Here is a 19,047-nt window from a genome sequence, read left to right on the forward strand (position 1 = left end):
GATAAATAATGTAAAAATACAGGCATAAATAATGCGCGTTTGTTGTTAGAATGGTATCGGCGACCGATTCTTTACACCACCTTCGTACTACTCAGCATGGACTTTATCATTAATGAAGAATTTTATTGCCGACGTGAAGGCACTTTTTAGACAAAAATATGATGCCGACGCTCAAGGTAATAAAGCAAATAAGCCCGCCTTTATAGACTTGCCACCTGATATCAAGCCCGATAACCGGCATAGAGTAAGTCAGTCTAGTCAAAATGATGATACAGATGATTTCGCGTCATTTATCATCTCATCTGGTAAATCTAACAATGTTTCTGGTGTTTCAGCCAATAAGCAGTTAGGACGCTGGTTCAAAGAAAATGAATCCTTTGATATTAAAGGACGCTTTATTGACCGCGGTTTTTATTATGTTGGTGGTCAGCTTACAATGCTAACGGGGTTTGGTATTGAACCTTCGCTAGTCGATGACAGTTTACCTGCCAGCTCTCCAAACATCATCCACAGTATTTCGCAAATTTATTATGATGAGTCGCTTGGTTATTGGCCAAGTTATGAGCGTTTGTCCATTAAATGCCGAGGCGCTTATCTTGATTGGCTAGCTTCAAATCGCGCGCATCCAAGTACGCCTATTGGCTATGTATTCATTTATTTTGGCGGTTTTGAGCGCCGTATCATTGAACATATTAACGATGATGTTGTCTCCGATACTGAGTTTATGGCTATCTATGAAGAAGTGACACGACTCAATCGTATTTATGGCAGCCAGTCTGCTTCGTTCGACAGTTATTCAGCACATTTTTTAGCATTTATGACTCTTATTCGGTCCTTGTTATTTGAAGACAAAGCGCAAACAGGGCATTTACTACCACCGCCTGTCACTAGCCAAAACCTAAACTTTAAGATGCATTTGGCAAAGACGGTAGCGTTGCAATTGCCTATTCCTGCGTCATTAGCATGGGAGTGGTTGGTATATTCTAATGAATACAATTTTAAAACTCCCGCCAAGCGCTGTGAAGATACGTTCAAAGATTTATTTAAAATTCTTTACCATGACGCTTATCCAAACGGTTTTGTAGTTTCTGCCAATAAAACTAGGCTCAAGCTCATCTATAACGCTGCCAGTCGTTCTATCATTAGCGTAGAGCTTACACTTGATGACTTGCCAGACCCAAGCATCCTGCGAGCACCTGTCAAAAAACTTATAACTATCGCTGAACAATGCAATGATGCTTTAGATGTTTACAGTCGTTATCTGGGAAAAGAAGGCCGCTCGGCTGATGATATTGCCGCTGTTATGCTACTGCCGAAACCCTTACTTCATAACTATCACCATCCTGCAATTGAAAAATTTAAAACATGGGCACAGTCCATTATAGAAAACGATGAAGGGCTGACAACGACTAAAGAGTTATGGGCATATTTGGATAAAACTTTGCCGCCAACATCTAGCAAAGCGCTGAGTAAAAAGCAAAATGAGCTGATTATTAATTTGGTAGAGCTTGCTGGTTTTGGTATTGCTCCAGACCAACGTTATCATCAGACGCGCCTGCAATCGGACGGTTATGCCGTGCTATTTGCTTGCGGTCATGGTGCGCATTGTGAAGGTTTCGAACCGAGCTCGTCGTTCTATCAAATCAGCCTAGCTATGAGATTAGGGGCAATGGTAGCGACTATTAATGGTTATGTTGATAAAAGGGAAGTGGATACACTATTGACGCTGCTCAATCAAGACAGTCAACTGACCACTATTGAAAAAGAATCGCTGACCGCTTATTTGCTATGGCAGTTAAATACCCCAGCAAATATGGCAGGTCTAAAAGCGACATTGGCTGATCTTGACACGCAATATATTGGCTTTATTAGCCGTTTTATCATTACCGTTGCTTTAGCGAATGGCAATATTGAACCCAGTCAAATCAAACAAATAGAAAAGTTATATCAAGCTTTAGGTCTGGATAAAACGTTAGTGACTAGTGATATTCATCAGCTAACGACGAATAAAAAAGTAAACATAGGCATAAAAAATGAGCCCGAAACCAAAGACAATAGCAGCAAAAGTAGCCGTTCATTTAGTTTTGATGCCGAACTGTTGGCGCTACATGAACGTGAGACTGCAGTGGCTAAAGCGATGCTAAGTAAGATCTTTGCTGTAGAAGATGAAGAAAGCGAAGATGATATAAAAGAGAGTGTACTATTAAAAATAAGCAGTAAGACGGCGACTGAGCATCACAGTAACGCGCCTGTTAACAATCATAGTTCAGGTAATGAGGCGGTCATAAACGGACTAGATCGTAGTCACAGCCAACTGTATCAAGAGCTTATTAGTGCCGAAGTATGGCAACGTGAAGCCGTCAACGAATTATGCGAATCGTTAAATCTAATGATAAATGGTGCTATCGAAACCATTAACGACTGGGCATACGATAAAGTTGATGCACCCGTATTAGAAGATGATGATGAAGTGGTCGTTGATTTTGAGATTGTCGACGAGTTAAAAGCGTTGAATTCATAGCACACTAAAAATAGTGGATTAAAAAGGAATAAAGATGAGTAGTAAAAAAATTAGAGCCAAAGAACGCGACGCGATTATCCAGTCGCTCAAGGCTGGCGTTACCCCCAAAGTTGGTATTCAGCATATCCAAGTGGGACGTATTAATGAGCTCAAAGCTTTGATAGATGATATTGAACGTGTGGCTGATGGCGGTTCTGCGTTTCGGCTGATTATTGGGGAATATGGGTCGGGCAAGACTTTCTTTTTGAGCGTGGTTCGCGCCATTGCACTTGAGCGTAAATTGGTCACGGTGAATGCGGATTTATCGCCTGACAGACGCATTCAAGCATCGTCAGGCCAAGCGAGGAATTTATATTCTGAGCTGATGCGTAACTTATCGACGCGCAATAAGCCTGATGGCAATGGGCTTGCTAGTGTGGTTGAGCGTTTTATTACCGAAGCACGCAAACAAGCGGACAGTAGCGGAGAGGCTATCAGTGACGTTATCCAGCAAAATTTAGCTGAATTGACTGAGTTGGTAGGTGGTTATGATTTTGCAAAAGTCATTGAAGCGTATTGGCAAGGGCACGAAGAAGGTAATGACGAGTTAAAAGCCAACGCTATTCGCTGGTTACGTGCAGAATACGCTACTAAGACTGATGCCAGACGCGACTTAGGTGTGCGCACTATTATTTCCGACTCATCCTTTTATGACTCTTTAAAAATCATGAGTTTATTCGTCCGTCAAGCTGGTTATCAAGGATTGCTCGTTAATTTGGACGAGATGGTCAATCTATACAAGCTTAACAGCACTCAAGCGCGCCAAGGTAACTATGAGCAAATATTGCGTATCTTAAATGATTGTTTGCAAGGTACAGCTGAGCATTTAGGGTTTTTATTAGGGGGTACGCCTGAGTTTTTACTCGATCCGCGCAAAGGCTTATACAGCTACGATGCTTTGCAAACTCGCTTAGCGGACAACAGCTTTGCCAAGCAGGCAGGGGTAATTGATTATTCTTCTCCAGCGTTACATTTGGCTAGCCTAACGCCAGAGGAGCTGTATATTTTGCTAAAAAACCTACGTCATGTTTATGCAGGCGGCGATGAGTCTGCATATCTAGTGCCTGATGAATCACTACAAGCTTTCTTGCAACACTGTAGCCAAACGATTGGCGATGCTTACTTCAGAACGCCACGTAATACCATCAAGGCATTTTTAGATATGCTAGCTGTCATCGACCAAAATCCTACTATCTCATGGAATCATCTGATTCAATCCGTAGCTATCGACCCTGAAACACCTTCAGATATGGACATCGATATGAGCGACCTTAGTGACATGGATGAAGATGATGGACTAGCAGACTTTAGCTTATAAGACGAATGCCTACTTTGAGAGATTTAATTTGAGAGATGCCCATACTGAGCTTGATAAGCGTATACAACGCTGGATATTTGACCAAGGCTGGCATGGACTCCGGGAAGTACAAGCCAAAGCCATTGCGCCCATTTTATCAGGGCAAACGGATGTGCTTATTAGTGCGGCAACCGCTGCGGGTAAAACAGAAGCTTTCTTTTTGCCTGCCTGTAGCGCTATCGCTCATCAAGACAAGGGCGTTGGTATTCTTTATATCAGTCCGTTAAAAGCTTTGATTAATGACCAGTATCGACGCTTGCAAAGTCTAGCAGAGCTGCTCGATATGCAAGTGACGCCTTGGCATGGTGACAGTGCGCTAGCTAAAAAGAAGCAACAGAAAAAGTCGCCATCGGGTATTATTTTGATTACCCCTGAATCGCTTGAGTCTCTACTAATACGAGATGCAGGCTGGGTGAAACAAGCTTTTGGCGAGCTCAAATATATTGTCATTGACGAGTTTCATGCCTTCTTGGGTAGCGAGCGTGGTCAGCATCTATTGTCACTTTTGACCCGTCTTGAGCATGTAGCTGGACGGCTAGACGCGCCTATTCCACGAGTGGCATTAAGTGCAACTTTGGGCGATATAGAAACTGTGCCTTTATCACTACGCCCCAATAATTCTTTACCTTGTGTCATTATTAAGGATACTGAATCGACTTCCAACGTCAAAGTTCAGCTAAAAGGTTATGTAGACCCTAACCAAGTAATGCACAAGCTTCAAAGCAATGGGTCTAAGAGCTATTATGATAATAATGACATTGATGAGAGCTATATAGCTATTGATTCGAAAAGCGAAAGTGCTCAGATTAGTGAGTTTAAGGATGATAATTCTCTAATTCATAGTTATCAGCTTGCTCATGATGCTCAATCACAAATATGCACGGATTTATATCGCTTCTGCCGTGGCGGTAATCATCTTATATTCGCCAATAGCCGTAAGCGTACTGAACTCATAGCTGCATTGCTAAGTGACAAGTGTGAGCATAATATCGTTCCCAATGAGTTTTTCCCCCACCACGGCTCGTTAGCAAAAGAATTAAGAGAAGGTTTAGAGCAGCGTTTGCAAAAAGAGGATTTGCCGACTACCGCCGTCTGTACCATGACTTTAGAGCTAGGTATAGATATTGGTAAAGTTGATTCTGTCGTACAAGTGACAGCTCCGCATTCAGTTTCAAGCTTACGGCAACGGCTTGGGCGCTCGGGTAGGCGCGGTGGTTCGTCAGTGCTGCGTATGCTTATCACCGAAAAGCAAATCGATATCGATACCAGTTTGGTGGATAGACTGCGACTACAGCTTATACAGTCATTAGCAATGATAAGACTGCTTATCGCTAGCAGATGGTTTGAGCCTGCCGATACGTCGCTCTATCACTTCTCAACGCTCCTTCATCAAGTGCTCGCGACTATCGGTCAATGGGGTGGTATCCGTGCCGACCAAATTTATACTTTGCTATGTAGACAAGGACCTTTTCAAAAGATAACGCCTACTCACTTTAAATCCTTATTATCACAAATGGGCGCGATGCAACTGATTACTCAGCTTGGCAATCAGCAATTGGTATTAGGGATAGTAGGCGAGCGTATCGTTGGTCATTATACTTTTTATGCGGTGTTTAAAACGCCAGAGGAATATCGTCTTGTGGCTGGTAGTAAAACACTAGGCACATTACCCGTCACTACTTTGCTGCTACCCGAACAATACATCATCTTTGCGGGTATACGCTGGCAAGTCAAAGATATCGATATGGATAAAAAGGTCATTTATGTGGTTGCTGTCCAAGGCGGCGGTCAGCCTCCAAAATTTGATGGCGGCGGAGATATGTCGATACACGACCGAGTCCGTCAAGAGATGTATGACATATTAACTAAAGGTGACTATCGTATTTCAGTCGGCGATAAAAAAGTCGATTTTGCTGATAAAACGGCGCGTGAATTGTTTACAGAAAGCATTGAGACTTTTGATAGGTGTCAATTGCGTCATCGGCCAATAATAGATCAAGACGGTAATACTTATATTTTTACATGGCGCGGAGACAAAGTCGTTCATACCCTAGCAGCTTTGCTTATGCAGCATGATTTCTCTACTGAGGTATATGCAGGAGTTATCTGTGTTCATAAAGTCAATTCGGTTCAGGTTATTAGGTTTTTGAGAGATTTAGCCTCCAGTAATATGCCGTCTGCGACTGAGCTTGCCGAAAACGTACCCAACAAGATGATTGAGAAATTTGATGAATATTTGCCTGAGGATTTATTAAATCTTGGCTATGGTGCAAAGGCTTTTGATACTGATGGTCTCAGTGACTGGTTGCAGCTATTATTTGAAAGAGAAGTTGACTACAAATAAAATTTTGGAAGCTACGCAACGCACCACCTTTTTGTAAAATATGTTTATTACTTCAATAGCGTTTCTAAATAACCGACTAGAATTACCTATATTCAGTTTAGAAAGAATAATTTAAAGACAAAACCTTCGTTAACTTATTAAATTATTCCTATCAAAAATACCTTTTCAAAAACCCCATAACCAAAAGTATTTAATAGCAAAAATATTTATGAGATTGGGGTTTAATATTCAGCTCAATACGTTACTATTACCACCTTATTCCGTTAGACCCTCATATTTGATACTCTGTATTAACACCATAAGAAAAGGATAGGTTATGCGCTATGAAGTGATCGTTATCGGTGCAGGTATGGTTGGCACGTCAGTCGCGTGGCATTTACAAAAAAATAATTCAAAAGTACTGATGTTAGACAAGAAGTTGCCAGGCTCAGAGACCTCGTATGGCAATGCAGGATTGATTCAGCGCGAAGCCATTCATACCCATCCTTTTCCTCGTCAATTGACTGAAATGATCAGAGTATTACCGAACCAAGGCACTGATATTCGTTATCGTATCCCAGCAATTTTGCGTTATCACCAAGCGTTGTTGCAGTATTGGAAATACTCTACGCCCGCTTCGGTCAAAAAAATAGAATCAGAATGGCAGACATTGATTGCGCATTGTACCAATGAGCATCAAACAATGATTTCAGCATCTGGTGCTGACGAGCTAATTACTCGTGATGGTTGGTTACAACTGCATCGTTCTGAAGAGACGTTTAAAGAAGCGCAAGCATCAGCCATTGATGCGCGCAATCAAGGAGTTGAGCATAACGTATTGAACCTTGAAGCGCTAAAAGCCATGGAGCCTAGCGCTAATTTTGAAGGTTTCGTTGGTGCGATTCATTGGAAAAACTCTTGGCAAGTGTCAAACCCAAGCTCGCTCGTAAAAGCCTATGCAAAAAATTTCCAAGAGATGGGTGGTACGATTAAAGAGAGCGATGTAAAAGAAATCGTACAAGACGGTGAAGGTTGGAAAATCATTACTGATAATGACACTTATTATAGTGATAAGTTGGTTATCGCAGCAGGTCCATGGTCTAATGATTTGATCAAGCCACTTGGCTATAATCTGCCATTGTTCCCAATGCGTGGCTATCATCAGCATTTCAAAGTGACAGAAAAGAACACCATCAATCACAGTATGTTCGATATGGACAAAGGCTTTGTGATGGGTCCAATGCAGCAGGGTATCCGTATCACGACTGGTGCTGAGATGACCACGATGGATGCACCAAAGAACTTTGGCCAATTAAAAACGGTTCTGAAGCTGGCAAGAAAAATCTTACCATTAGAAGATGCGGTTGAGAGCGAAGCATGGGCAGGATCACGTCCTTGTATGCCTGATATGAAGCCAGTTATTGGTCCTGCAGACAAGCATGAAAAATTATGGTTTGCCTTTGGTCACAGTCATCAAGGCTTTACTTTAGGGCCTATGACAGGGCGTCTGGTTGAAGAGATGATTCATGACAAGCCAGTATTAGTAGATGTTGCGCCATTCAGTGCCCAGCGTTTTTCTAATTAACAGCGCATTTGACAGATTTAGCACAGACTTAAATTAATAAATTGAAGGTATATAACATGATAAAGAAGCTGCATAGCAATCAACGTATGAGCAAAACTGTAATTTATAACCAGACTATCTATTTATGTGGTCAGGTAGGTAATGCAGAAGACGATATCAAAGCGCAAACATTGACTTGTTTGGAAAAAATCCAAACATTGTTAGAAGAAGTGGGTAGCGATAAATCAAAACTACTGTCAGTAACGGTTTGGATAAAAGACATGGCAGACTTTGCTGCTATGAATGAAGTCTATGACCAGTGGTTTGAAGGCATTCAGCCGCCAGCTCGTGCTTGTGGCGAGTCTGCATTGGCACGTCCTGAGCTGTTGGTTGAGATGATTGCCATCGCCGCTGAGTAGTAGATTGATTGTAGTAGTTGTATTAAATAAAAAAGGCCATGATATCGCTATCATGGCCTTTTTTTGTTTTCCTGTTTTCTCATAGATTGGTTGTGAGTATATTTTTATAAGCTATCAAAGTAGATTAAGCTATATTTATTCAACTTATGTTTTATAATATTATGTGTTTCTCACGTTACCTGTTATTATACGCCAGCAACAGTTCTGAGATAATAAACAGTCTCTCAAAACCATCATTTTTTTAGCATTAATGACTAAGCGAACTGCTGGTAGTTATATTTTCGATGTCTTTTTAAATTAATAATAGTTTGTTTCTTATTAAACATTTTGAGGAAATTCACGTGGAATTCATAGGCGTTATTTTACTTGTCATCGCAAGCATCATGTGCATTATTTATAGCATTAAGTTAATTATTATAGCCTTCCAAGAGTCGGTACTCTGGGGGCTGTTATATCTATTTCTTCCATTTGCCAATTTATACTTTATTATCACTCGCTGGGCAGAGTGCAGTTCACCATTTTTGAGATCACTCATAGCCGTTGCATTTATGATTGTGGGCGCTTTGATGGCTTCATAATAATAGCAACGTCATCTTTCTTTAGTCAGAGTATTTTCGTCAAACAGTTAGCATCCTTTCCATACGGCTTGACGCTTTTCAATAAAGGCGTCAATACCTTCACTCACATCGTCTGCCATCATATTACAAGTCATCACTTCACAGGCATAGTCATAAGCATCTTCGACGCTCATATCTAGTTGTTTATAAAACATATCTTTGCCAGTTATTACCGCTACTGGAGATTTGGTAGTAATCGCCGTTATCAACGATTGCAAGACTTGCTCTAATTGATCTGCTGGGGCTACTCGATTGATTAATCCATATTGTAAAGCAGTATGTGCATCGATAAACTCACCAGTAATGAGCATCTCAAACGCTTGCTTACGAGGTAGGTTGCGACTGACTGCAACGGCAGGCGTAGAGCAAAAAAGCCCAACGTTTATCCCTGAAGTGGCAAATTTGGCTTCATCAGCGGTAACGGCTAAATCACAGGCGGCAACCAGTTGGCACCCTGCTGCTGTCGCGATGCCTTGCACTTTTGCAATCACGACTTGCGGCATACGATTAATAGTGAGCATCATGTGACTGCATTGCTGGAATAGGGCGCGCTGAAAGGCTTCATCTGAATGTGCGCGCATCTCTTTTAGATTGTGACCGGCACAAAACGCTTTACCATTTGCTGCAATGACGACTACACGGATATTGTCATCTTGAGCAATACTGTCCAGTTCCGCTTGTAGCGCAGAGAGTAGCTCAACGGATAAGGCATTGAATTGCTTTGGTCGGTTTAAGGTGAGAGTGACCACGCCACTTTTTCTATCGTCTTTTCTAATAACGAGAAGGTCGTCCATGGCTAAGGTAACGTCAGAGTTTGTCATTTATCATCCTTGATAATGGGTTGTTTCATTTGGTAGATGCTATGTATAGCTACCTAAATAGTAGCATGGCTTACCTCTTATATAATAGGTTGCTCATGTAGAAAGCAGACAAATAAAAATAGCGATCTCATATTCTGGGGTCGCTATTTGTTTATCAGTCAGATACAAGCCAAGGCTGTATTAAGCTGTCTTTACACTGAGCTTAGTATGCGCCTTCGCTATAAATAAGCTCGTAGCTGTGGCTGTATATCTCGACGATATTGCCAAACGGGTCTTCCATATAAATCATGCGGTAAGGTTTTTCACCAGGGTAATAATAGCGTGGTTTTTCCATACGCTTTTTACCACCTGCTGCAACGATGCGCTCAGCCAACTCTTCAACATTTGGATCTTGAACGCAGAAGTGAAAGATACCTGTTTTCCAATATTCAAAGTTATTTTCAGGGTTTTCTTGATTTTTAAATTCAAAAATCTCAACACCGATACGGTCACCAGTAGATAGGTGAGCAATACGGAAGCTGCCCCAACCTGAACCGAATACTTCAGTACACATCTCACCAATCGGGCTATTATCTTCAACAATCTCTGTTGGCTCCATGATGGTGTACCAACCCATTACTTCAGTATAAAATTTTACGGCGGCTTCTAAGTCAGGGACTGAAAGGCCGATGTGCGAAAAACTCCTTGGATAAACGTTGTTCATAGCTTTTGCTCCTGTTAGTTGTACTCTTCTTTAACGTGAGGCCAGTATACAAACATACGATTATTATGTAAAATTATCAAATATTATATAAATAATTATGTATCGTAATGATAAATATCACATGGTTGCGCACTTTTTGTGCGCTTGCCGAGTTCGGGCACTTCACTCGTACGGCTGAACGCTTACACATGACCCAATCTGGCGTGAGTCAGCATATACGTAAGCTAGAAGATCAGTTGGACACAGACTTACTGATTCGTCAAGGAAAGCAGTTTTCACTGACCAATGCAGGTGAGCAGCTCTATAAAGAAGCAGGGGAGATATTGCAGCGCTTATCAAATCTGGAGCAGCGCATCGGTGAAGATCCTCCTTATGAAGGATTGGTGCGTTTGATGTCGCCTGGTAGTGTGGGACTCAAGCTATATCCGCAGCTTTTGACCTTACAACAGCAGCATCCAAAGCTAGTGATTGATTATCGCTTTGCCCCAAATTCTGATATAGAGCGGGCGCTTGCCAATCATGAGATTGACATCGGTTTTATGACGGATGTCTCAGATGATGAGGCAGTCAGTTGTAAGTCTATGGCTCAAGAAGCGCTAATATTAGTAACACCTGCAACTACGGTGGAGCCGAGCTGGGAGCATCTCACCGAGCTTGGTTTTATTGATCATCCAGATGGTGCACATCATGCAGGTATGCTGCTGACTGCCAATTATGAGCAATTCCAGCATATCAATGACTTTGAGAAAAAAGGCTTTTCTAACCAGATAGGTTTAATCTTAGAGCCAGTCAGCAGAGGAATAGGCTTTACCGTATTACCTGCACATGCAGTGGCTGCTTATCCAAAGCCTGAGCTGATTAAAAGCCATCATCTGCCTGTTGCCGTTAGCGAGACGCTATATCTTGCGGTAAGACGACAGCATGCACTCTCTAATAGAATACATACTGTCATTGATGAAGTAAAAAAATGGTTATAGATATTTTGAGAATAAATGATAAATGCACAGCTATCAAAGGTTAAATAGCTGTGCATTTAATAGAAGCCGCTTATTTAATAGACTATCGTTATTTCAAGTTTTGCCCAAGTTTGATACTTGCAGCGATATTTACAGCCGTGGTTTCAATATTGTCATAAGCCTGACTCAGTACGTTTTCAATGGTATCTACTTTTTGAATACTGGGCATGATGACCTCGAACTGGCTAGTTTGCGCAGGTTTGAGTCCGTCAACACTGCCGCAGATAGCGATAACAGGTGTATGGCTAGCCTTGGCGATTTGACTGATACCACCTGCCACTTTACCCATGGCTGTTTGCGCATCGAGCTTACCTTCGCCAGTGATAACGAGATCAGCCTCTGCGATATGCTGCGACAGGTGAGCCACCTCAGCAACTGTGTCAAAACCTGATTTTAGCTGAGCTTGAAAGAATGTCATCATCGCGTAGCCAAGACCACCAGCTGCTCCAGCGCCTTCGACATGTTGGCAGTCCTCATAACCGTGATGACCGCACATGGTGGCAAAGTGACTGAGAGCTTTGTCTAAGGCTTTGACTTGATCTGCACAAGCGCCTTTTTGTGGACCAAATACTGCGCTCGCACCCAAAAGACCACATAATGGATTGGTCACATCACAAGCGACTTCAAATACTGTGTCTAATACCTTTGCATGAATATTTATATTATCAAGCCTATGTAGGCTGGCAAGTGCACCACCACCATGAGTGAGTAGAGTGTCATTGATATCGTGAAATGTGATGCCTAATGCCATTAGCATGCCAAGACCTGCATCATTGGTTGCGCTACCACCTAGACCAATCACGATGCGTTTAGCCCCTTCTTCTAACGCATCAGCAATCAGCTCGCCGACACCGTAACTGCTAGCAATGACAGGATTGCGTTCACCGCTTGTCAATAGATGTAACCCGCACGCTTGAGCAACTTCGATGACAGCCGTAGCGTCGGGCAATAACAAATACTTTGCCGTTATCGGTCTCATCAGTGGATCATTGACCACCACTTCTTTCCAGCGTCCACCCAATACATAAGACAGTACCGCAGACGTGCCTTCGCCGCCATCAGCCATCGGTAGTAGCTTATAATCAGCCTCTGGAAACACTTGACTGAAGCCAGATTGAATGGCGCGGCAAACATCCAATGCGTCTAAGCTTTCTTTAAATGAGTCGGGAGCAATTAAAATTTTCATGAATGTCTCTTTGAATCTCTTTGAATCTCTTTAAATAAATACCAAGGTTAATAACCAGATAAAGACGATGCTGGTAACGCCTTGAATACCCGTTGCCATAGAATGGGCTTTGTAAGCCTGCGCCACACTCATACGACTAAACTGACTGACAATCCAAAAAAAGCTGTCATTGGCGTGCGAGATAGTCATGGCACCTGCACCAATGGCCATCACACAAAATACGCGACCAAGCTCACTGTCGAGACCAATTTGATCCAATAACGGGGCGATCATCGCAGAGGTGGTGACCAAGGCGACTGTGGTCGAGCCTTGTGCCGTTTTTAACGCAGCAGAGACAATGAATGGCATAAAGATACCAAGCCCTAACGCAGATAGCGTTGTGCCTAAATAGTCACCAATAGGTGTGACCTTTAGCATGGCACCAAATGCACCACCAGCGCCAGTGATTAAGAGAATAGGCGCTGCCACAACCAAACCTTGTGAGATGCTGTCGCTAATTTGCTGTGTTTTTTGCTCAGTGTTAATTAGTAAGAAAGACAAGAATAAACCAATCAGTAATGCCGTGAGTGGATTGCCGATAAACACTAAAATATCTGTCAACGTGCCACTGCCAAATGGTGCACTTGGGAAGTTCGCAACAGACGATAAGCAAATTAATAGGATAGGCACAATAATAGGCAAAAACGCCATTGTTGCTGACGGCATGCTGCTATAGTCGTCGCGTGTCTTCATTTTTTCAGGCAAAGTCGCTGCTGGCGCATCCAGTGCGTCGATATTGTCGGGAGCGACATTCAAGAAGCGATTAGACCACCACCAGCCAGCCAATACAGCAACCGCTGTTACCACCACACCAACCATGATGACCAAACCTAAATTGGACTCTAGTCCTAAGTTACCTGCTGCGGCAATTGGACCTGGGGTTGGCGGTACAAAGGTATGAGTTGCGTATAAGCCTGTCGCTAAGGCTATGCTCATCGCCACACTGGATACATGTAAACGCTCGGCCAATGTTTCTTTCAATGAGTTTAAAATAATATAGCCAGAGTCACAGAATACTGGTACTGAAACTACAGCACCAACGATAGACATGGTCAAAGTAGGGAAGCGGGGCCCCAAAACTTTGATGACCGTTTCTGCCATTACAATGGCGGCACCTGTTTTTTCAAGGATTAGCCCGATGATAGTACCAAAGACAATAACCAGACCGATGTAACCTAAAATACCGCCAAAGCCATCCGAGATGGTTTTAGCAACAGTATTAAGCGGCACTTGGTAAAATAGTGCTACTAAAAAGGCTGATAATATCAATACTAAAAAAGGATGCCACTTTAACTTTGCTGTGGCAAAAATAATAAAAAGAATGGTCAGCACAAGCCAAAATACGATCATTACTGTCTCTACATGTAGGGTTGATAGCGATAATTGTGGATGCTGCTACTGAGCTATTATTTCATTGATAGCAGCATCAATAGGTATATGGATTTTTAAAGGGGCATATTCTATAGTAAATCCAAGCTGCTAGGGAATCTATTCGGCTCATATTTTATTTTATTCATGGTAAAGCTTAGATACTCTGCTAGTATGTGCTTTTTGCTTCACACGTACCATTATCAGGATGCCTACCTTGACCATATTTACTGCGCCTACTATCGCCAATATAGAAAATGATGAATTACGTCAGCAGCTACAGCAGATTATAGACCTAAAAACCAAGCCGCTGGGCGCGCTTGGGCGAATAGAGGCACTCGCTGTGCAGTTGGGCATGATTCAAGGAACGATCACACCGCATATTGAGCAAGCGCAAATACGAGTGTTTGCGGCAGACCATGGTTTGACTAAGCATGGTACATCAGCGTTTCCTAGTGCTGTCACTGCGCAAATGGTTCATAATTTTTTGCAAGGCGGTGCCGCCATCAACGTACTGGCACGCCAGCATAATATTGAGTTAAAGGTTGTTGATGCTGGGGTGGATGCCGACTTTGCTCCTCATCCAAAATTGCTAGATTACAAGGTTCGCCATGGTAGCCGAGACGCGCTAACAGAGCCTGCAATGACAGAAATAGAGTGTTTAGCAGCGCTAGAAAACGGCATGAAAGTCGTCAAGGATCTAGCGGGTAATCTGTTGATTGTTGGGGAGATGGGTATTGGTAATACTTCGGCGGCGAGTCTCTTGCTGGCGAGATTGGGCAATTTTCCCATTGCTGATTGTATTGGTCGCGGCACAGGGCTTGATGATGCGGGATTAGAGCATAAGACGGATGTTTTGACGCAAGTATTAGAGCGTCATCAACAGGCACAAGCACCGTTTGATGTACTCGCTGCATTGGGCGGGCTTGAAATTGCCATGATGGCGGGTGCGCTGATTCAGGCTGCTAGTGAACGGCGTATTCTCCTGATTGACGGTTTTATTGCCAGTAGCGCATTATTGGTGGCTGAACGCCTAGCGCCCGGTGTTGCTCAATACGCGGTCTTTGCTCATCATTCTGTTGAGCCGGGGCACGCGCATTTATTGAAATCACTAAATGCTGAGCCTTTACTTAATATGGGCATGCGCTTAGGCGAGGGTAGCGGGGCTGCGCTCGCGTATCCATTGTTGCAATCCGCTTGCGCCATTATCAATGAGATGGCAAGCTTTAGTGACGCCGGTATCAGTGAGCAAAACAACTGATGTCACAATCATTAAACAAACCATCAAATCAGCCATCCTCGCCTAGACGAACCCTTGCTCAATTGATAAAGCATGAATGGATATTGTTACTGGTTGCTGTTCAATTTTTAACCCGAATACCTGTACCGTCATTTAAGCATTATGATCCGCAATGGTTGCATCAAAGCAGTCGCCATTTTCCCGCAGTCGGTTTACTGGTGGGCTTACTCTGTGCTGGCTTGTTTTGGCTGGGCAGTCTCTTATTTACGCCCCTAGTTGCTGCAGCGCTGAGCACAGCTTTTGGAATTAAACTGACGGGCGCTTTTCATGAAGATGGTCTGGCGGATAGCTGTGATGGTCTCGGCGGTGGTCTGACTCGCGAGCGAACACTGACTATTATGAAAGACTCACGCCTAGGTACTTATGGTGTATTAGGTTTGGTGTCGGCGCTATTACTCAAAATTAGCTTACTTGCCTCGATGCCCTTAACGATGGCTGTCCTCGCGCTTATCATAGGACATACCGCGTCGCGTTTACTTTGCATTAGCCTGCTGTCTTTACTGCCTTATGGTGGAGAGATAGAACACGCAAAAGCCAAACCGATGGCGCAGCAGTTGACGCCAATACAAGGGCTATATAGCAGTGGCTGGCTAATATTGGCTATTATTTTAGTCGCACTTATATTTCCCAATACGATGCAGCAGATTGGGCTTGCTCAATGGTTGTTAGCCATGATATTGGCGCTGATAGCCACTGACTACATGCGACGTTTATTGCGCAGGCGCTTGGATGGTTACACGGGCGATGGGCTCGGCGCGACGCAGCAGCTTAGTGAAATTGCTATTTATATCGGACTGGCTGCTTCTATACCCTTTATTTAAATCAAATCGTCAACAAGGACAATACTCATTCATGATTCTCTATATTTGGCGTCATCCCAAACCGATGAATACTGAAGGAATTTGTATTGGACAAACGGATATCGGCGTCGATAAACGTAAGTTGAAACGTCTTGCCAATAAAATCGAGCGCTTTGTGCGTTTGCATAAATTACCAAAAACAATTTGGGTCAGCCCCTTACAACGTTCACTAAAGGTTGGGAAAATATTAGCGCAACGTGGTTTTGAGTGTCGAGTCGCACCTGAATTGGCTGAGATTCATTTTGGCGAATGGGATGGATGTCGGTGGGCGCAAATCACCAAGCAAGAGATTGATGAGTGGTGTCATAATTTTGCCCATTTTGCACCCAGTCATGGAGAGAGCTTGCAGCAGCTATTTGAGCGTGTTGAAGGTTGGTTGGTTAAGGTTTCAGCTGAACAAAAAGATAGCCCAGTATTAGTCATCGGTCATGCAGGCTGGATAAATGCATCCAAAATAATAGCTGCTGACCAAGAAGTGCCGAAAACAGCCGCTGAGTGGCCGCGCTCTGTAGCATATCTATCCTGTAATCGTATTGATATTTAATTAAAAAAACGGCCATTATGTTGACCGTTCTTAAATTTTGAATGCTTTTGAGTGCTTTTGAATAATTTAGGAGGCTGCTAGCTTTCAGCTTGTAGCTCATCGATCTTTTCAAAGTAAGCTCTCTCGTTTTCTGCTAAGCCTAGGTTAGAATCAAAGCTCACATAAATGCCTCTAACATCCAGTGTTGCGTACCAATGGTCTGCATCATTATCGGTTAGGATTTGAAAGTATTTATTATTAACGATTCTACCCACCTTATAAATTTCACCTTCGCTATAAAAATGATTCCCTTGTGTACATCGTAATTTGTCGTCAGTATTTATCATGTCATTGCAGCCTATCGTTATCTAAATAAAATCTATCAATCAAATACAACGAGCATATCAAGTCAGGTGACAATAATAAAGATGACTTTATAGGTAGTATCTTATTGTTAAGTATAGGCTTTCCAAGCTATTTATTACAAATAGTTGCTAGAATATATCACTGTTAAAGATACCTAATAAAATCATAAATTAAGCGTGATAGCAAAACGCAAAAAAGCCAGCAACATGACGTTACTGGCTTTTTTAGACTAGATCTAGATATTCAAAAAATTACTCTTCTGAATAATCTTCGTTCTCGTCTTCAACTTCTGTTGCTGACTCTTCGTTGTCGCCATCTTCAGAAAGAATGGTAACTAGAATAGTAGCGGTAACGTCATGATGTAGCTGAATATCAACATTGTATTCGCCAACTTGACGTAAAGTGCCTTCAGGAAGCTTGATTTCAGCACGGTCTACTTCTAGACCTGAGTTAGTCAATGCTTCAGCAATATCGCGAGTACCGATAGAGCCGAATAGCTTGCCTTCGTCGCCTGATTTAGCACGCATGATGACATTAACGTCAGTTAGCGCATCAGCACGTTCTTGAGCAACAGCTACTTCTTTCGCTTCTTCAGCTTCAAGCTCGGCACGACGTGCTTCGAACTTTTCAATGTTAGCTGCAGTAGCAGGTAGTGCTTTACCCAAAGGGATAAGAAAGTTACGTCCGTAACCTGGTTTCACATCGACAGTTTCACCGAGTTTACCAAGGTTGACGATACGCTGTAACAAAATAATTTGCATGAGTCATTCCTAGTTAAAATTAACGGTTAACCCTGATGGTTATCAGTGTATGGAAGTAGCGATAAATAACGAGCTTGCTTGATAGCAGTAGCTAGTTGACGCTGATATTTAGTAGATGTACCGGTAATGCGGCTTGGTACGATTTTACCATTATCACTGATGTACTGTTTTAGCAATTCAACATCTTTATAATCGATGTGAGTGATGCCTTCAGCAGTGAAACGGCAGAATTTGCGACGGCGATAGAAACGTGCCATGAGTATTCTCCTTTAATTAGTCTTCACTGTTGTCGTTGTCGTCATTATCGTTTTCACGACTGTCTGGACGACGAGTAGTTGCTTTGCGTGCGCGTTTTTCATCGGCATTCTTGGCTAACTGCGACTCTTCAGTGACAGCGTCGTCACGGCGCATAACTAGACTACGAATGATCGCGTCGTTATAACGGAATAATTCTTCAAGTTCAGCTAAAGTTTCACCGTCAGTTTCAATGTTGAAAAGAACGTAATGAGCTTTGTGAATCTTGTTGATTGGATATGCCAATTGACGGCGGCCCCAATCTTCTAAACGATGGATAACACCGTTGTTGTCTTGAACTAACTTGATGTAGCGCTCAACCATGCCGACCACTTGGTCGCTTTGGTCTGGGTGTACAAGTAACACCAGTTCGTAATGTCGCATTATGACTCCTTACGGATTAGTAGCTATTAACCCTATGTTAATAGCAAGGAGATTTATAAGGTAAGCCCGATTTCTAGCTATTATTATGAAAAATAATAAGAAATAAGCTTAGTTTATAAAGCGCCGTATTATAACAGTACTTAGCAACTAACACAAAGGTTAATCACTAAGCCACCGTTAATAAATTATAACAATAATTAGAAATGCTCGGTTCATAAAAAAGCAGCGATATCACGCTGCTTTTTTATCAAAACAATAAGATGGATTGTTAATAAACAAGCTATTTTATTTTTGGTTCTTTCACTAACTGACTGCTATCTGCTTTTACCACTAAGGTTTTGGCCAATTTGTCATGCCAGCCGATATTTTCAGGGCTTTTCGATGCCATGTAATAGTGAATAGCAATAATCACGAACCCTAAGAAGCTAGTAAACGAAAACAATAAGTTATAAATAATAACTCTGCACACGACAAAAAAATCATCCCCACCCGATTTTCATAGGTTTAGGGGTTAAAAAGCTAACTAACTGTCGAAATACAGTCTTATCATTGTTAAAGAACACCAAGTGAAGGCCCTCAATCAACA

General features: G+C 42.5%; 17 protein-coding genes. 9 read left to right on the top strand and 8 right to left on the bottom strand.

The genetic code is table 11. The annotated features are described in order from the left end of the window. Positions 1 to 112 precede the first annotated feature (112 nt). From JMW94_RS12840 to JMW94_RS12865, 5 genes are all read left to right on the top strand, one after another. Positions 113 to 2,521 (top strand): TerB N-terminal domain-containing protein, encoded by a 2,409-nt coding sequence (locus tag JMW94_RS12840; protein WP_201604667.1) that lies wholly within the window; start codon positions 113 to 115, stop codon positions 2,519 to 2,521. 34 nt (positions 2,522 to 2,555) lie between these two features. After that, a complete protein-coding gene (locus JMW94_RS12845; protein WP_201501479.1) occupies positions 2,556 to 3,878 on the top strand; it encodes an ATP-binding protein in 1,323 nt (440 codons plus the stop codon). 28 nt (positions 3,879 to 3,906) lie between these two features. Continuing rightward, positions 3,907 to 6,261 (top strand): DEAD/DEAH box helicase, encoded by a 2,355-nt coding sequence (locus JMW94_RS12855; protein ID WP_227685525.1) that lies wholly within the window; start codon positions 3,907 to 3,909, stop codon positions 6,259 to 6,261. Between the two features lie 316 nt (positions 6,262 to 6,577). Beyond that, positions 6,578 to 7,825: an NAD(P)/FAD-dependent oxidoreductase gene (locus JMW94_RS12860; RefSeq protein WP_201604668.1), complete on the top strand. Its 1,248-nt coding sequence runs from the start codon at positions 6,578 to 6,580 to the stop codon at positions 7,823 to 7,825. Between the two features lie 59 nt (positions 7,826 to 7,884). Then, on the top strand, positions 7,885 to 8,223 hold the full coding sequence (locus tag JMW94_RS12865; RefSeq protein ID WP_201604679.1) for a RidA family protein: 339 nt from the start codon (positions 7,885 to 7,887) through the stop codon (positions 8,221 to 8,223). Positions 8,224 to 8,848: 625 nt separating this feature from the next. Here the strand turns inward: JMW94_RS12865 and JMW94_RS12870 are convergent. Both JMW94_RS12870 and JMW94_RS12875 read right to left on the bottom strand, forming a co-directional pair. Beyond that, positions 8,849 to 9,661 (bottom strand): enoyl-CoA hydratase, encoded by an 813-nt coding sequence (locus JMW94_RS12870; RefSeq protein ID WP_201604669.1) that lies wholly within the window; start codon positions 9,659 to 9,661, stop codon positions 8,849 to 8,851. Positions 9,662 to 9,863: 202 nt separating this feature from the next. After that, positions 9,864 to 10,364 carry a lactoylglutathione lyase family protein gene (locus tag JMW94_RS12875; RefSeq protein ID WP_055124259.1) on the bottom strand — a complete coding sequence of 167 codons (501 nt, stop codon included), beginning with the start codon at positions 10,362 to 10,364 and terminating at the stop codon, positions 9,864 to 9,866. Between the two features lie 107 nt (positions 10,365 to 10,471). Between JMW94_RS12875 and JMW94_RS12880 the strand changes: the two genes are divergently transcribed. Next, positions 10,472 to 11,341 (top strand): LysR family transcriptional regulator, encoded by an 870-nt coding sequence (locus JMW94_RS12880; protein WP_201604670.1) that lies wholly within the window; start codon positions 10,472 to 10,474, stop codon positions 11,339 to 11,341. Positions 11,342 to 11,429: 88 nt separating this feature from the next. Here JMW94_RS12880 and JMW94_RS12885 read toward each other — a convergent pair whose 3' ends face one another. Together JMW94_RS12885 and JMW94_RS12890 are read right to left on the bottom strand one after the other, a co-directional pair. Beyond that, a complete protein-coding gene (locus JMW94_RS12885; protein ID WP_201604671.1) occupies positions 11,430 to 12,566 on the bottom strand; it encodes a glycerate kinase in 1,137 nt (378 codons plus the stop codon). A 30-nt stretch (positions 12,567 to 12,596) separates the two neighbouring features. Next, complete coding sequence (locus JMW94_RS12890; protein WP_201604672.1) at positions 12,597 to 13,955, bottom strand: GntP family permease; 1,359 nt, start codon at positions 13,953 to 13,955, stop codon at positions 12,597 to 12,599. Between the two features lie 226 nt (positions 13,956 to 14,181). On the opposite strand from JMW94_RS12890, the gene cobT reads away from it, so the two are divergent. From cobT to JMW94_RS12905, 3 genes are read left to right on the top strand one after another with little or no spacing between them, the layout of a single operon-like run. Next, positions 14,182 to 15,234, top strand: coding sequence for a nicotinate-nucleotide--dimethylbenzimidazole phosphoribosyltransferase (cobT, locus tag JMW94_RS12895; RefSeq protein WP_227685526.1), 1,053 nt, complete (start codon positions 14,182 to 14,184; stop codon positions 15,232 to 15,234). Further along, the gene (gene cobS / locus JMW94_RS12900; protein ID WP_201604674.1) at positions 15,234 to 16,094 is read left to right on the top strand and encodes an adenosylcobinamide-GDP ribazoletransferase; all 861 of its coding nucleotides are present in this window, start codon (positions 15,234 to 15,236) and stop codon (positions 16,092 to 16,094) included. The genes cobT and cobS overlap by 1 nt, the downstream gene beginning before the upstream one ends. Before the next feature lie 31 nt (positions 16,095 to 16,125). Further along, positions 16,126 to 16,677, top strand: coding sequence for a histidine phosphatase family protein (locus JMW94_RS12905; RefSeq protein WP_201604675.1), 552 nt, complete (start codon positions 16,126 to 16,128; stop codon positions 16,675 to 16,677). A 77-nt stretch (positions 16,678 to 16,754) separates the two neighbouring features. On the opposite strand, the gene JMW94_RS12910 is transcribed toward JMW94_RS12905, so the two are convergent. From JMW94_RS12910 to rpsF, 4 genes are all read right to left on the bottom strand, one after another. Beyond that, entirely contained in the window at positions 16,755 to 16,931 is a 177-nt protein-coding gene (locus JMW94_RS12910; protein WP_227685527.1) for a hypothetical protein, read from the bottom strand. A gap of 342 nt (positions 16,932 to 17,273) precedes the next feature. Then, positions 17,274 to 17,783, bottom strand: a complete 510-nt coding sequence (rplI, locus tag JMW94_RS12915) for a 50S ribosomal protein L9 (protein WP_045446903.1) — start codon at positions 17,781 to 17,783, stop codon at positions 17,274 to 17,276. 26 nt (positions 17,784 to 17,809) lie between these two features. After that, the gene (rpsR, locus tag JMW94_RS12920) at positions 17,810 to 18,040 is read right to left on the bottom strand and encodes a 30S ribosomal protein S18 (RefSeq protein ID WP_010198808.1); all 231 of its coding nucleotides are present in this window, start codon (positions 18,038 to 18,040) and stop codon (positions 17,810 to 17,812) included. A gap of 16 nt (positions 18,041 to 18,056) precedes the next feature. After that, a complete protein-coding gene (rpsF, locus tag JMW94_RS12925) occupies positions 18,057 to 18,461 on the bottom strand; it encodes a 30S ribosomal protein S6 (RefSeq protein ID WP_045446907.1) in 405 nt (134 codons plus the stop codon). Between the last annotated feature and the right edge of the window lie 586 nt (positions 18,462 to 19,047).

The organism is Psychrobacter immobilis (assembly GCF_904846185.1).
GTDB classification, from domain to species: Bacteria; Pseudomonadota; Gammaproteobacteria; order Pseudomonadales; family Moraxellaceae; genus Psychrobacter; species Psychrobacter immobilis_B.

Excerpts from the sequence above, each read along its gene's own strand:
- rpsF (WP_045446907.1), bottom strand. The coding sequence starts at position 18,461 with ATGCGACATTACGAACTGGTGTTACTTGTACACCCAGACCAAAGCGAC.
- rplI (WP_045446903.1), bottom strand. The coding sequence starts at position 17,783 with ATGCAAATTATTTTGTTACAGCGTATCGTCAACCTTGGTAAACTCGGT.
- rpsR (WP_010198808.1), bottom strand. The coding sequence starts at position 18,040 with ATGGCACGTTTCTATCGCCGTCGCAAATTCTGCCGTTTCACTGCTGAA.
- JMW94_RS12880 (WP_201604670.1), top strand. The coding sequence starts at position 10,472 with ATGATAAATATCACATGGTTGCGCACTTTTTGTGCGCTTGCCGAGTTC.
- JMW94_RS12885 (WP_201604671.1), bottom strand. The coding sequence starts at position 12,566 with ATGAAAATTTTAATTGCTCCCGACTCATTTAAAGAAAGCTTAGACGCA.
- cobS (WP_201604674.1), top strand. The coding sequence starts at position 15,234 with ATGTCACAATCATTAAACAAACCATCAAATCAGCCATCCTCGCCTAGA.
- JMW94_RS12870 (WP_201604669.1), bottom strand. The coding sequence starts at position 9,661 with ATGACAAACTCTGACGTTACCTTAGCCATGGACGACCTTCTCGTTATT.
- JMW94_RS12905 (WP_201604675.1), top strand. The coding sequence starts at position 16,126 with ATGATTCTCTATATTTGGCGTCATCCCAAACCGATGAATACTGAAGGA.
- JMW94_RS12860 (WP_201604668.1), top strand. The coding sequence starts at position 6,578 with ATGCGCTATGAAGTGATCGTTATCGGTGCAGGTATGGTTGGCACGTCA.
- JMW94_RS12845 (WP_201501479.1), top strand. The coding sequence starts at position 2,556 with ATGAGTAGTAAAAAAATTAGAGCCAAAGAACGCGACGCGATTATCCAG.
- JMW94_RS12875 (WP_055124259.1), bottom strand. The coding sequence starts at position 10,364 with ATGAACAACGTTTATCCAAGGAGTTTTTCGCACATCGGCCTTTCAGTC.
- JMW94_RS12890 (WP_201604672.1), bottom strand. The coding sequence starts at position 13,955 with ATGATCGTATTTTGGCTTGTGCTGACCATTCTTTTTATTATTTTTGCC.
- JMW94_RS12840 (WP_201604667.1), top strand. The coding sequence starts at position 113 with ATGAAGAATTTTATTGCCGACGTGAAGGCACTTTTTAGACAAAAATAT.
- cobT (WP_227685526.1), top strand. The coding sequence starts at position 14,182 with ATGCCTACCTTGACCATATTTACTGCGCCTACTATCGCCAATATAGAA.